The organism is Halorubrum trapanicum, assembly GCF_002355655.1.
GTDB classification, from domain to species: domain Archaea; phylum Halobacteriota; class Halobacteria; order Halobacteriales; family Haloferacaceae; genus Halorubrum; species Halorubrum trapanicum_A.
In genome coordinates, this window is sequence record NZ_AP017569.1 from 2,043,991 (window position 1) to 2,056,814 (window position 12,824).

The window sequence follows — 12,824 nt, forward strand, 5'->3', positions numbered from 1 at the left end:
TCGGATTATATTGTATTCCGCTATATAGAATTGGTTCGGCACCGCACCCTGCCCGTTCGTGCGAACGCCGTGCCGTCGGTTCGCGCGATCGGGAGCGAGAGGTGAGGCTATCGCGTCGGACGTCGACGAAGCGAAAAGGGGACCGCGGGCGGTGTCCGCTCGGTTCGACCGGCGCGGTCGCGCTATCCCGTGTTCTTCATCCCGGCGGCGATGCCGTTGACGGTGAGCCGCAGGGTGCGCTCTTCCTCGTCGGTGCGGTGAGTGCGCCCGAGCAGGTTCGCCTGGAGGAGGTTGAGGGGATCGACGTAGGGGTTCCGCCGGTCGAGGCTCTCTTCGAGCCACTCGCGGCGGAGCAGCTGGTCGCGGCCGCTAATCTCTAAGACCAGCTCGCGCCCGCGCTCGTACTCGCCGACCAGCTCGGGGAAGAAGCGCTCGCGGAGTTCGTCGTCGGCGAGGTCGGCGTACTCGGCCGCGATCTCCGGCTCGGTGCGCGCGAGCGCCAGCGAGGCGTTGTCGAGCGTCGTCCGGAAGAACGGCCACTCGTCGAACATCTCGCGGAGCGTCTCCATTCCTTCCTCCTCGCCCACCTCGTCGAGGTAGGCGTCGATGCCGGAGGCGATCGCGTACCACCCGGGGAGGATGAGCCGGGTCTGGGTCCACGAGAACACCCACGGGATCGCCCGGAGGTCCTCGACGCTGCGCTCGCCCGAGCGCGAGGCGGGCCGCGACCCGAGGTTGAGGTCCTCGACGACGCTGATCGGCGTCGCCTGCTCGAAGTAGGAGACGAACCCGTCCGCGTTCAGCAGGTCGCGGTACGTCTCGCGCGCCGCGGGCGCCATGACCTCCATCGCCTCGACCCAGCGGTCGGGCACGTCTTCGACCGGCTCCTCGTTCGCCTCCTTCCGGGCGCGGATCTGCGCGTCGAGCATCTGTTCGAGCTCGCGCTCGGCGATCCGCGGGTTGGCGTACTTCTCGGCGATCGCTTCGCCCTGCTCGGTGAACTTCACCTGTCCGGTGACGGTCTCGTTCGGGAGCGCGAGCAGCGCCTCGTTCATCGGGCCGCCGCCGCGCGAGATGGAGCCGCCGCGGCCGTGGAACAGCCGGAGGGTCACGTCCTCCTCGCGGCAGAACCGGGCGATCCGGCGCTGGTTCTCGTAGAGGTCCCAGTTGGCAGCGAGGAACCCGTTCTCCTTGTTGGAGTCGGAGTAGCCGAGCATGACCTCCTGGACCTCGCCACGGGCCTCCAGCGCCTTCGCGTACGCCTCGTTCTCGAAGAGGGTGCCGAGGATGCGCTCGGCGCCGTTGAGCGCGGACTCGGTCTCGAGGAGGGGGACGACGTCGACCGCGCAGTGGTCCGGCAGGGAGACGACGCCGACCTGATCGGACAAGAAGAGCACCTCCAGCACGTGGCTGGGCTCCTCCGTCATCGAGATGCAGTAGGTGTCGATCGCCTGCTGGCCGTACTCCTCCTGCCACTCCGCGAACGACTCGAACCGTTCGAGGACGCGCTCGGTCGTCTCCGAGACGTCGCCGGGCTCGTCGACGTCGACGACCGGCTCCTCTTGAAGGATCGCCTCGGTGAGGAAGTCGACGCGCTCCGACTCGTCCATCCCCTCGTAGTCGACCCCCTCCGTGGCGACCGCCTCGGCGACGGCCTCGGTGTGGTTCTCGCGGTGGTCGCGCAAGTCGAGCGAGGCCAGCGTGAGCCCGAACGTGTCCACCTGCCGGCGGAACGGCTCGACGAAGGACTCCAGCACCGACTCCTGGCCGTCCTCGCGCAGCGACTCGGCGATCACGTCGAGGTCGTCGAGGAAGGCGTCGCCGTCGGGGTACTCGCCCGGCCGGACGTCGTTGACGCGGTCGAGCCGCTCGCGCATCAGCCGGAGCTTCTGTCTGTACGGCTCGTCGGGGTAGCGCTCGCGGGCCTCCTCGACGACGGTCGGGAACCGCTCGGCGTCGGCCGCGAGCGAGCGCGCGAGCGCGTCGCCGGCGGCGTACCGGTCGCCGTCCTGGCTCAGCACGGCCGAGAGCCGCTTACAGCGGTCACGGTACTTCTCGACGGCGATCTCGCGCTGGCGTTCGAGCGTCTCGTCGGTCACCTCGGGGGTGACGAACGGGTTGCCGTCGCGGTCGGAGCCCGCCCACGAGCGGAACTCGAAGAGCTTCGGGCAGTCGACGTCGTCGTACTCCTTCGAGATGGTCTCCTCGAACTCCTCGTAGGCGTCGCCGACGACGTCGAAGAGGGTGTTCTCGAGGTACCACTGGACGTTTCGCGCCTCGTCTTCCGGCTCGGGCGCCCGCTGGCGGACCTGTCGGGTGCCCCACAGGCTGGTCACCTCGGCGGTGACGTCGCGCCAGACGGCGCGCCGCTCGCGGTCGGTGAGGTTGCGCTCGTCGAGCTCTCCCAGGTGGTTCGCGATGGAACGGAGCTTGGACTTCACGGTCGATCGCCGGGCCTCCGTCGGGTGGGCGGTGAACGTCGGCTCGATGAGCACGTCGGCGAGCAGCTCCTCTAACTCGTCGGCGTCGACGCCGGCCTCGGCGAACTCGGCGATCGTCGCGTCGAAGGAGTCGTGGAGGGCGGTCCCGTCGTCGGCGTTCCGGACCGCGCGGACGCGCTCGCGCTCCTCGGCGAGGTTGATCAGTTCGAAGTAGGTCGTGAACGCGCGGGCGACGACCTCCTCGCGGGTCGTCGAGAGATCGTCGACCGCCTCGTGGAGGGCGTCGCGGTTCGGGGCGTCGCCCCGCCGGTAGTCGATCGCCGCGTTCCGTAGCGTCTCGACCGTCTCGTACGCCTCGGTCGAGGCTTGCGCGGCCAAGACGTCTCCCACCAGCGCCCCGAGTTCCCGAACGTCCGTCCGCACGTCCCGATTGTGCAACTTCATACCACGCACACTGCGGTCGCGATCGGTTAAAACCGCGGTCTGAACGAATGTTTGCCTCGGTTTCGAGTAAATTCGTTCACGAACGTTTCTGTGTGACCGGCGCCGAGACGCCGCGGCCATCGGTGCCCGACTCGAGGCGTCGGTGTTGGCCGATGAGGACCCCGATTCTCGCGCCGGTGGAGGGTTCGTCACCCTTTTTACCGATCCAACCCCAGGTGCGAGTATGAGTGCGTCCGACAAGTATCCGTCTGAGTCCGGGCGGCGACGCTTCGTGAAGGGCGTCGTCGGCGGCGCGGCCCTCGCGGGGGTCGGCGCGATGGGGTCGGCGACCGTGAACACCCTGACGACCGCCGGCGGCGTCGGCGGCGGGTCGACGATCGCGAAGACGATCGCACAGACCGGCGGTCCGGCGCCCCGCGGGCTCCCGCAGATTCCGGTCCAGGTCACCGACGAGGGCTACATCGAGGGAATCTGGCCCGAGACGACCACCGTCACCCAGGAGGGACAGGAGATCGAGGTCGCCCAAGAGGAGCTCGGCGGATTCACCTACTCCGGCGCGTGGTTCCAGTACTGCGGCGTCGAGTCCCAAGAGAACGTCCAGCCGAACTTCGAGTCGGACAACCTGTTCCGGTCCGCGAGCGCCCCGCCGTACGACTGGCAGTCGAACACCTACTCGGGCGGCGACCGGATCCACATCGACGACTTCTCGGACTACACCGAGTGGGGCAACGGGATCGGCAGCGACGGCGTCGGCAAGCCGGCGTCGGTCACGTGGCGCTCCGAGGACGCCGAGACGAACCTCGGCGCGATCGTCATCCGCTCGCCCCAGATCGAGGAGGCGGCCCAGAACGACGAGTGGCTACAGGCGTCGACCGACCAGGGGTTCATGGCGTACCTCAACGTCTGTACGCACTTCTGTTGTATCCCGGGCTACAAGGTGCTAGAGGAGTCCGCCCGCTACGACGCCGCCAACGGGACCTACTGCGTCTGCCACCAGTCGACGTACGACCCGTTCACCATCGAAGAGGCGCTGTTCATCGCGCGGCCCCGCCCGGAAGAGTAACGCGTCCGTCTCGTCCCTGATTTTCTCACCTCCCGATCCGCGTCCCGCACAGCCGACGGTCCCCGCCGCGCTTTTCACGCCGCTCGCCCGAGGGACCGACATGAGCGACGACGACCCCGCAGACGCCGACGCGCCCGCCGGAGCCGACGGCTCCGAGACCGCCGACGATTCGACGGACGCCGCCGAGAGCGCGTCGGCGGACGACGACTTCGAGGCGGAGCTCGCCCGCGCCCGCGACCTCCTCGACGGCGACGACGTCGACGCGGTCCACGTCGGCGTCGTCCGCGACGGCGAGGTCGACACCACGTTCGCCCAGCGCACCGACGACGACGCCGACGGCGCCGGGCTCCGGGCGCTCGCGCTGCTCGCCGCGCACGTCAGGCTGGTCGCGGGCGAGGCGGGCGTCGAGCCTTCGACCGTCGCCGGCGACGCCGCGACGCTCGCGGGACAAGTGGAACAGATCCCGGCCAGCACCGACCAGATCCCCGACGAGTAGCTCGACACCGCGTCCCGCCAAACAGTTCGGGCCGCGCGCGCCGTCGAGCCCGTTCGTCGGTCGAGCCCGTCCTCCGTCAGGGCTCGCTGGACCGGATCCGGCGGAGCTGGTGGGTCACGCCCGCGAGCGCGACGAGCAGGACCGCGAGGTTGAAGACGGCGAGCGCCACGGACTGGTAGGCCGGGTCGAACCACGTGCGGATCGCGTTGCCGGACTGGCTGTAGAAGCCCCAGCCGGCCACGACCGCGAGCAGCGACAGCGCGGCCAGCCCGACGCGGTCGAGCAGACCGCGGAGGTCGTCGGTCGAGAGGCGGTCCAAGCCCGAGGAGTCGACCGGCTCCGTCCATCCGTTCGCGTCGGTGTCCTCGGCGTCCGCCGCCGTGCGGTCGGGAGCGGTCGCCGTGCGTTCGGGGTCCGTGCGGTCGGTCGCGTCGGTGTCGTCTGTCATTGGCTGTGGTGGGTCGGGGGTGTGGTCGCCGTCGTCGGTCGCGGGGTCCGTCGCCGGTTCGTCGGCGTCCGGATCGTCGGTCGGGCCGTCGAGGGGCCGGTCGTCCGTCATCGTCGCCTCCGCGCGGTCAGCGCCGCGACGACGAGCGCGACGAGCGCGACGAGCGGGCCGAAGCCGGGCGTCGAGCCGTCAGTGGCGCCGTCGCCCGGCGGTGCGGCGTCGGCGCCGTCACCACCCTCGCCGCCGACGTCGTCACGCTCGAAGTCCTCGACGGAGAACTGGACGTCGCGGACCGTCTCGTTCGCGGTGATCGTCTCCCGCGGGTTCAGGTTCGCGACGCCCTGCGTCTCGTCGACGAGCACGTCGTCGTCGAACAGCGCGGCGTCGACGTAGTAGTTGTAGCCGCTCGGGACCTCGACGGTCGCCGTGACGGTGTCGGTGCGGCCGGGGCGGACCGCGCCGACGGTCTCCGTCGCCTCCGCGGCGATCACGTTCGACTCCGCCTGCCGGAGGTAGAGGCGGAGTTCGACGTCGTCGGAGGCCTGGTCGCCTCGGTTCGTCACCGAGACGGCGGTCGACAGCGTCGCCGTCTCGTTGTCGGCCTCGACGACGCTCACCGCGACGGTCGGCCAGACCGTCCCCTCGGTGAAGCCGACCTGCGTGTCCGCGTAGTCGGGCGTGAGCGCCGCGACGCCGGCGATCCGGGTGGTCTGCTGCTCGCGGCGCTGATCGTCCGCGAAGACGACCGTCTCGATGCGGTAGCCGCCCTCGCGCTCGACGGTGACGGTGCCGTTGACGGTGCGCTCGCCGTCGATGTCGACGTCGCCGACCTCGACCGTGGTCTCGTCGACGAGGAGGCCGGACTCGGCGCCGATCGCGCGGTGGCGCACCGTGACGTTCTCGACCGTCCCGCCGCGGTGGCGGAGGTCGGTGCCGAGCCGGAGCTCCGCGGTCTCGCCTCGCACGTCACCGGGCGCGACGGTCGTGCCGGCGATATCGATCCGCCCGGGCGGCTCGTCCGTCGCTCGGGGGTCGCTGATGGCGCCGGGCGCGGCGACGGCGCCGACCGCGCTCGCGACGAGGAGGGCGGCGGCCGCCGCCAGGAGGGCCGTGCGGGTGTCCATACGCGACCCCTCACGACCGCGATATAAGTGCTTTGTCCGGGATTCGCTCCGGGCGGTCCGGAACCGGTCTCAGAGGACGCGGTACCGCCCGTTCGACTCGGTGACCTCGCCGCGGCGCGCGAGGCGGGTCAGGATCTCGCGGGCCGCGTCGGCGGGAACTCCCTCCGTCGCGGCCCGCTCTATAACCGCCGACTCGGTGGGGTCGTCGACCGCGTCGACCGCGTCGCGAACGACCTCGGTCCGGCTCCGCGAGCCGCCTCCGCCGCCCTCCGCGCGCTCGCCGGCCTCGTCGACCGCGTCGGCGTCGAGCCCGGACGCTTCGAGGTACTCGCGGTCGTCGATGCCGGCGTCCTCGACGGCGGCTTCCAGCTCCGAGACGTGGTCGACGTCCGCGAACGCGGCGCTGTCGCCGCGCTTCTTCGCGAGGAGCGCCGACCGAGCCTCCCGCGCGGCCGCGCGGTCCTCGGACTCGAAGAACCGCTTGAGCTTGGCGGTCCGGTGGGTCTTGCCGCACCGCGAGCACTGCGCCGTCTCGCTCGTCTCCGGGTCCGTCACCAGCCACATGTTGGCGCACTCGTTACAGCCGACGACCGCGTACATACGAGGGGATTCGCCGGCCCCGAATTTGAACCCTCGGCTCCGAGACGCGGCCGCGCCCGCGAACACCTCACACGATGCGGTGGCGCGTGCCTGCGAGGCCGCCCCGCGGCCGAGCAGCACGCGCGAGGGACGCGGCGACCGGAGCGAAGCGGAGGGAGCCGCGAGGCTGGGGAGGTGTGAGGTGCTGTGCGGTCGCGGTGCGGGGTGGGACTCAAAGGGGCAGCCGCGAGGACGAAGCACGACGACGCAAGCACCGCAAGGAGCGAGCGGAGCGAGCGACTGAGGAGCACAGCGAGTCGCGCAAGTCCTCGCGGCTGGGGCTTTGGAGGCGTTCACCGCCGATCCGCTACCAGTCATTTATAAGTAAGCGGCTGGGGCTTTGGAGGAGTTCACCGCCGATCCGCTACCAGTCATTTATAAGTAAGCGGCTGGGGCTTTGGAGGCGCTCACCGCCGATCCGCTACCAGTCATTTATAAGTAAGCGGCTGGGGCTTTGGAGGCGCTCACCGCCGATCCGCTACCAGTCATTTATAAGCGAGCGGCTGGGGCTTTGGGAGTGTTCGTCGTCGATCTACTGTCGGCTATTTATAAGCGAGCGGCTGGGGCTTTGGCGGTGTTCTGCCGAGAGTGATCCGCGGTCTCGCCTCATCAACCGCTGACCGAGAATCGATCAAAAACCACCCCGAACCCCACGTATCAGTCCGATTCGATCTCGTTCGCGGCCGCGAGCACCGCGTCGTGGAGGGCGCCGTTCGAGGCGACGAGCCCTTTCGAGTCGTGCCGCCAGCGGTTTCCGTCCAGATCCGTCACGCGCCCGCCCGCCTGCCGGATCACGAAGACCCCCGCGACCGTGTCCCACGGGTTCGCGCGGAGATTCGTGATCGTCCCCTCCAGCCCGCCGGCCGCGACGGTCGGGAGCACCACCTGCGCGGCGCCGAGCCGGCGCATGTCGCCGAAGCGCGTGACGATCGCCTCGCACGCGCGGGCGTACTCGTCGCGGGCGTCGTAGGCCCACCAGATCGTCGGGTCGACGGCCGCGTCGCGGGGCTCGTCCACGTCGCTCACCGCGATCGGCTCGCCGTTGCGGTACGCGCCCGTGGCGTCGGCGGTGTAGGTGTCGCCGAGCGCGGGCGCGACGATCGCGGCCGCGACGGGCTCGCCGTCGACCACGGCCGCGACCGCGGTGGCCCAGATCCGCACGTCGCGGACGTAGTTGTTCGTGCCGTCGATGGGGTCGATCACCCACGCGGGGCCGTCGTCGGGCACGGTCTTGCGCTCGTCCTCCTCCTCGCCGACGACCGCGTCGTCCGGGAACGTCTCGCGGATCGACGCGATGACGGCGCGCTGGGCGGCGCGGTCCGCCTCGGTGACTACGTCGTCCTCGCCCTTCGTCTCCACCGCGATGTCGCTCCGGAAGTGCTCGTGCGCGACCGCGGCGCCCGCCTCCGCGGCGCGCTTCGCGACGGCAGCACGCTCGGCGACATCGTCCGCGCGGTCCGCGACGGGGGAGGGCTCGTCGGCGCGGTCGCCCGGGGCGGCGCCGCGCTCGGCTTCGTCGGTCATGGCCCTAGTCGACGCCCCCGACGCGTATAAACGTCGGTTCGGCGCGGGCGAGGAGCCGAAATTAACTCAGTTTCGAATCCGAGTACCTTTAAGTGGGTCGCGGTCGGTGAATCGGATATGGAACCCGAGGAAGCGGTCCGTCAGCTCGAATACACCATCGACGCCTCGCTCGACGAGATCGGTCAGCGCGCCGCCGCCGGCTACCGGCCCACCTTCGAGCGCGTGGCCGAGCGCGCGGACGGGGCCGCGGTGTACGACCTCGCGGGCGAGCTCTGTCAGGACGTCGTCGACGGCTCCTGTCCCTCGCCGGCGGAGGCGAACGCGGTCGCCGAGCGCGTGCTCGACGACTGGGCGTACACCGATGGCGGGGAGTAAGATTAGACGTAACAAAACTATAGTATCAAATCCCGTTATAAAGAGTCCGGGTAATTAAAGGGAGGTCTGAATACATTCAAGAAGGACTTGACTGGTTTCTGGGTCTACTCAACGTCCTTCTGGCAGTTAATAACCATACTATTGGAAATCATTTGTGATAGTACGTGCTATCCGTGTGTCATGCCTCTGCTGCGATGTCAACAGGAGCAGACGGATAGCACGAAACAATACGCAAATCCATGAGTAACCGACGGAAATTTATGAAGCTGGTCGGAGGTATTGGAGCAGCAACCGTAGCAGGTGGTGCGGGAGTGGTGTCGATGACTGGAGGGGCGGCTGCGTCTACAGTCAGTATCAGTGCTACTGGGCCCAGTACAGTCTCAAATGATCGTGGGGATGTCAGTAAAGTTACTGTTGATCCCGCGTTTAATGTCAACTGGTCCGGTCTGGACGATGCAGTCGGGAAGGTCTTCTGGCTTTTGGAAGCAAAGGTCGCTGGTGGTGACTGGCAGCCGATCTACCGTGCGACGCCGTGGCTAAGTGCAGAAGACATCGGAACTAGCGGCACCTTCAGCCGACCAAACAGTAACAACGGGGGTCTGGGGCCGCTCGTCATCGCTGACGAACAAGGCCGTCCCGACTATGATGGATGGAATTGGGGCTCTTACGGGGACGCCGACCTGAGTTCCTTCCTTTCAGGGACGAGCCTTGGGTCCGCGGAGAACTACGTGAACGGGTCTGAACCCGTCGGTAGCGGCCCGACGCCGCAGAATAACTTCCCGGATCAAAACGCCGGTTACTACGGTGCAGCAAGCGATACGGCTCCATTTGACAACAACAACGATGATGCCGGAAATGGATCGTCTGAGACAACGACCGTTCAACTCCGATACACCATTGAACTTCAGCGTCCAAACCTGAGTCAGCTCAAATATCGCGTTGATTATGACCAGATTGAGGACGTGGCAGATGAAGAAGAGTTCAGCAATCTCGCAGATAGTGAACAGAAATCTATTGCTGTAGAACAGATTGACGGGCTAGAAGAGTCTGATATTGACGAAGGTAACTCACGGCTTGTCATGGAGGGAGAAGATGGTTACCAGAGCTTCGACTCGTACAGTGATGGTGCAGGGATTCCGTATAACGTTCTTCGAAACAACACGGATCATGTCGGTATCATCGTGGAAACCGCGCAGTTCGGAGTGAGTGCGCAAAATCTCGGCTCTGACTCCGGCGTTACTGGCGACTCTAATACCGCGGCCGAGTAATTATTGGCTGACGCCGCGGAGCCGGTCCGCGGCAGCTATACTTATTTTATGGAAATTTTGATATTTTGAGGGATTACATTCAACTGTAGGTGGTGAACTCAGCAACTACACTGAACAATCCATGCCGGTATTTAGCCGCCTGTTTTCATATCCCTGCTGACTGATAATGTTCAAGAAATCAATATGCAACTCTCATCGACCGATTGTTTCAGGCGAGAATATCTATGAAGAAGAGGGTTTCAACAGAGCCACCCTATCCAATGTCGTTATGACACGCTCAAAGTATCGTATGCGCACCCGAAACCAGTCACGACGCGACCTCGAAGCGCCACAGGTACCGGTTGATCCCACCTCGACCGGGACCTAAACCCCAAATCACGTCGAATCACGGAAACGAACTCGAATTGCCGGTTTTACCCCGGAATTCACCGTTTCAAGCACCGCTTGACCCGGTCGTAGGGACCGGAAGAACCGGCGAGAATCAGATCCTCTCAGATCAAGTATCGGATCGATTTATGTGGCCCAGCGCACAGTATCGTGTAAAACGCCGAACAGGAGATCTACTCACGATCTCGGTCGGCGCACGCCACACGATGCTCTCGACGACGCCGCTGGGAACGACGAGCGACGTATCGCTGCCGGAGGAAACGATCTTCGAACTGCTGGCGAACCGCCGCCGCCGGTACACCATCCACGCGCTGAAACACGCGGGCGAGCCGATGGACGTCGCGGACCTCTCGACGCGCATCACTGCGTGGGAGCGCGGGGTCGATCCCGAGACGATCGACTACGACGACCGCCGGAACGTCCACACGGTCCTCACGCGCACCCACCTGCCGAAGCTCGACGAGCACGACGTGGTGGAGTACGACGACGAGGCGAAGGTCGTCGAGCCGACCCCGACGCTCGACGACCTCGATGTGTACATCGAGGTGCTGCGCGGACGCGAGATCCCGTGGAGCCTCTACTACCTCGGGCTCGCGGTGCTCGCCGGGCTCGTCCAAGTCGCCGTCGCGGTCGAGGCTCCCCTGTTCGCCGCGCTTGACGCGACCGCCGCGGCCGTCTTCGTCGTCACCGCGTTCGCGGTCTCCGCCGCGCTCCACTACTACTACGGCGAGCGCGCTCGTTTGGGGAATCTGGAGAAGCCGCCCGAACTGCGCGAGCGGGAGTGACTGGAAACGCAACGACGAACCGCCGACTTCGGGGTCTCTCACGTGCTCACCTGAGGACCCGACCGATGCGGGTTCGCCTCGTGCCTTCGGTCTCGGTCGAATAAAAAAGACAGCAGAAACGCGGTTACTGCGTCGGCGGGCCGGCGGTGACCGAGAAGGACGCCCGGAACCGATCGCCGACCCTCCCGTCCGTCGCGTCGACGAGGAACGACACGCCGAACTCCTCGCCGACCCCGAGCTCGTCCACGCTGAGCGAGAGGTCCTGATCGTCGGGATAAATGAGCGTGTTCGTTTCGTCCGCGGAATGCGTCTGATAGACGAACGTGGCCGCCCCCGGATCGGACTGCTCAGCGTCGACGGTGAAGTCGAACGTGACCGATTTCGGGCTCCGAGACTGGTTTCGGACGACGAACGCCGACTCGATGCCGGGGCCCGAGATCGGATCTGCCACGGTCAGCGGGAAGGAGTCGCTCGCGACGTTCACCTCCCCTCCGCCCGCCGCGAAGTAGCCGAACTGATAGATCGAGTTCGCGTTGATCCCGGGATCGTCGAGGTCGATGGTGAGCTCTCCGTCCTCCAGCCGAACCCCACGGAGGTCGTCGTTCGGGTCTAAGGCGATCAGGCTCGTGTCGTCGTTCGAGACGGTGATCGTCGCCTGACGGTTGCGCAGCTCCGCCGCAGTGAACGCGCCCGTCCCGAGAGCGGCCGTCATTCCGCTCGCGGTGGCACCGAGACCCAACAGCAGTTGTCTTCGATTCATAAGTAGAGGGGAGCGTAGTGCCGGCCGCCTCGATTACGACCCCGAGTTGGGACTGAAGATGTCGTCGTTCTCCCCGGCCCGGACCGTCATCGTCCCGCTCCACTCCTCGCTTTCCGTGCTGGTCGTTTTGCCCTCGCGGTCGACGAGGATTGAGACGCTGATCGCACCGCCCGAACCGACGATCGCCCCGCTTGTCTCCTCGGTGAACGACAGCAGTCCCTGCCAGTCGTTGTCCGCGTCCACCTTTCCTTCGACGAGGGCCTCCTGACCGTCGTCGGCGGTGTTGTCGTCCGTGTACCCGACGAGGTAGATGGTGGCGTCGTCCGGACACTCGTCCATGTCTACCTCGACCTCGATAGCTTGGTCGCTGGCGCTCTGATTCTGGACCTGGAAGGCGTGGTCGCTCGGGTCCGTGTTGGGGCCGACGTGGAGCGGGTCAGACTTCAGCGCCGTCTCGTCGTCGAACTCCGGAATCGCCCCGATCTGGTACTTGGAGTTCGGGTTCACGCCGTTGCTCCCGTTGGAGAGATCGATTCCCAGCTCACCGTCGTCGCCCTCGCTCACGTAGTCGTTCTCGCCCGCGACGAGCGCGACGAGGCCTTGACTGTCGTCCGCCACGGTCACTCCCACGCTCCGCCCGTTGATCTCTGCTGCGGTGAACGCGCCCGTCCCCATCGCAGCCGCTGCTCCCGAAGCCAATGCGCCCAGTCCAACCACGAATTTGCGTCGGTCCATGTCGTATCTCACCTGTGTTCACACACCCCCGCGACCCGCCGTCCGGGCCGGGAGTGCTTGGGAAACACATACGACGGGTGGTACTTCGTTATGAGATCCCCGTTGGTCCCACCGGGAGATCCCGTCGGATCCTCGGCTTCTGATCGTCGCGTGACACGCTCGTCTCGTTGCCGCCGACGGGACGGCCCTGAACCCCTCGACAGTACGTACTCGGATCGAATCGACCGATTACGGCGACCATCGGGACCCCCCTGAAACCCGACCGCAAACGGTCGTTTCGACGGTATACAGACCCAACCGCGAGTTAGGACCCACTATACCAACAACGGGACGTG

At 66.6% G+C, this 12,824-nt stretch carries 12 protein-coding genes; 5 read left to right on the forward strand and 7 right to left on the reverse strand.

What is annotated here, in order from left to right; translation table 11 throughout:
- Positions 1-182: 182 nt before the first annotated feature.
- Entirely contained in the window at positions 183-2,885 is a 2,703-nt protein-coding gene (gene ppc / locus CPZ01_RS09935) for a phosphoenolpyruvate carboxylase (protein ID WP_096394619.1), read from the reverse strand.
- Positions 2,886-3,108: 223 nt separating this feature from the next.
- On the opposite strand from ppc, the gene CPZ01_RS09940 reads away from it, so the two are divergent.
- Together CPZ01_RS09940 and CPZ01_RS09945 are read left to right on the forward strand one after the other, a co-directional pair.
- The gene (locus tag CPZ01_RS09940) at positions 3,109-3,948 is read left to right on the forward strand and encodes a Rieske (2Fe-2S) protein (protein WP_096394621.1); all 840 of its coding nucleotides are present in this window, start codon (positions 3,109-3,111) and stop codon (positions 3,946-3,948) included.
- 100 nt (positions 3,949-4,048) lie between these two features.
- Positions 4,049-4,444: a hypothetical protein gene (locus tag CPZ01_RS09945; protein ID WP_096394623.1), complete on the forward strand. Its 396-nt coding sequence runs from the start codon at positions 4,049-4,051 to the stop codon at positions 4,442-4,444.
- A 76-nt stretch (positions 4,445-4,520) separates the two neighbouring features.
- Here CPZ01_RS09945 and CPZ01_RS09950 read toward each other — a convergent pair whose 3' ends face one another.
- The 4 genes from CPZ01_RS09950 to CPZ01_RS09970 form a co-directional block, all read right to left on the reverse strand.
- Positions 4,521-5,003: a hypothetical protein gene (locus CPZ01_RS09950; RefSeq protein ID WP_096394625.1), complete on the reverse strand. Its 483-nt coding sequence runs from the start codon at positions 5,001-5,003 to the stop codon at positions 4,521-4,523.
- Positions 5,000-6,016, reverse strand: a complete 1,017-nt coding sequence (locus tag CPZ01_RS09955; RefSeq protein WP_096394627.1) for a DUF7490 domain-containing protein — start codon at positions 6,014-6,016, stop codon at positions 5,000-5,002. The genes CPZ01_RS09950 and CPZ01_RS09955 overlap by 4 nt, the downstream gene beginning before the upstream one ends.
- Positions 6,017-6,085: 69 nt before the next feature.
- On the reverse strand, positions 6,086-6,616 hold the full coding sequence (locus CPZ01_RS09960; RefSeq protein ID WP_096394629.1) for a DUF5817 domain-containing protein: 531 nt from the start codon (positions 6,614-6,616) through the stop codon (positions 6,086-6,088).
- A 696-nt stretch (positions 6,617-7,312) separates the two neighbouring features.
- Positions 7,313-8,179 (reverse strand): inositol monophosphatase family protein, encoded by an 867-nt coding sequence (locus CPZ01_RS09970; RefSeq protein WP_096394631.1) that lies wholly within the window; start codon positions 8,177-8,179, stop codon positions 7,313-7,315.
- A gap of 117 nt (positions 8,180-8,296) precedes the next feature.
- On the opposite strand from CPZ01_RS09970, the gene CPZ01_RS09975 reads away from it, so the two are divergent.
- From CPZ01_RS09975 to CPZ01_RS09980, 3 genes are all read left to right on the forward strand, one after another.
- On the forward strand, positions 8,297-8,554 hold the full coding sequence (locus CPZ01_RS09975; protein WP_004597269.1) for a hypothetical protein: 258 nt from the start codon (positions 8,297-8,299) through the stop codon (positions 8,552-8,554).
- A gap of 260 nt (positions 8,555-8,814) precedes the next feature.
- Entirely contained in the window at positions 8,815-9,822 is a 1,008-nt protein-coding gene (locus tag CPZ01_RS15015) for a hypothetical protein (RefSeq protein WP_157745953.1), read from the forward strand.
- Between the two features lie 593 nt (positions 9,823-10,415).
- Positions 10,416-10,994 (forward strand): DUF7344 domain-containing protein, encoded by a 579-nt coding sequence (locus CPZ01_RS09980; RefSeq protein WP_096394633.1) that lies wholly within the window; start codon positions 10,416-10,418, stop codon positions 10,992-10,994.
- 124 nt (positions 10,995-11,118) lie between these two features.
- Here the strand turns inward: CPZ01_RS09980 and CPZ01_RS09985 are convergent, their stop codons facing one another.
- Both CPZ01_RS09985 and CPZ01_RS09990 read right to left on the reverse strand, forming a co-directional pair.
- Positions 11,119-11,706, reverse strand: a complete 588-nt coding sequence (locus tag CPZ01_RS09985; RefSeq protein ID WP_096394635.1) for a hypothetical protein — start codon at positions 11,704-11,706, stop codon at positions 11,119-11,121.
- An 81-nt stretch (positions 11,707-11,787) separates the two neighbouring features.
- On the reverse strand, positions 11,788-12,489 hold the full coding sequence (locus tag CPZ01_RS09990) for a hypothetical protein (RefSeq protein ID WP_152418667.1): 702 nt from the start codon (positions 12,487-12,489) through the stop codon (positions 11,788-11,790).
- Between the last annotated feature and the right edge of the window lie 335 nt (positions 12,490-12,824).

Coding starts and splice junctions, on each gene's coding strand:
- ppc (WP_096394619.1), bottom strand. CDS start 2,885: ATGAAGTTGCACAATCGGGACGTGCGGACGGACGTTCGGGAACTCGGG.
- CPZ01_RS09940 (WP_096394621.1), top strand. CDS start 3,109: ATGAGTGCGTCCGACAAGTATCCGTCTGAGTCCGGGCGGCGACGCTTC.
- CPZ01_RS09945 (WP_096394623.1), top strand. CDS start 4,049: ATGAGCGACGACGACCCCGCAGACGCCGACGCGCCCGCCGGAGCCGAC.
- CPZ01_RS09950 (WP_096394625.1), bottom strand. CDS start 5,003: ATGACGGACGACCGGCCCCTCGACGGCCCGACCGACGATCCGGACGCC.
- CPZ01_RS09955 (WP_096394627.1), bottom strand. CDS start 6,016: ATGGACACCCGCACGGCCCTCCTGGCGGCGGCCGCCGCCCTCCTCGTC.
- CPZ01_RS09960 (WP_096394629.1), bottom strand. CDS start 6,616: ATGTACGCGGTCGTCGGCTGTAACGAGTGCGCCAACATGTGGCTGGTG.
- CPZ01_RS09970 (WP_096394631.1), bottom strand. CDS start 8,179: ATGACCGACGAAGCCGAGCGCGGCGCCGCCCCGGGCGACCGCGCCGAC.
- CPZ01_RS09975 (WP_004597269.1), top strand. CDS start 8,297: ATGGAACCCGAGGAAGCGGTCCGTCAGCTCGAATACACCATCGACGCC.
- CPZ01_RS15015 (WP_157745953.1), top strand. CDS start 8,815: ATGAAGCTGGTCGGAGGTATTGGAGCAGCAACCGTAGCAGGTGGTGCG.
- CPZ01_RS09980 (WP_096394633.1), top strand. CDS start 10,416: ATGCTCTCGACGACGCCGCTGGGAACGACGAGCGACGTATCGCTGCCG.
- CPZ01_RS09985 (WP_096394635.1), bottom strand. CDS start 11,706: ATGACGGCCGCTCTCGGGACGGGCGCGTTCACTGCGGCGGAGCTGCGC.
- CPZ01_RS09990 (WP_152418667.1), bottom strand. CDS start 12,489: ATGGACCGACGCAAATTCGTGGTTGGACTGGGCGCATTGGCTTCGGGA.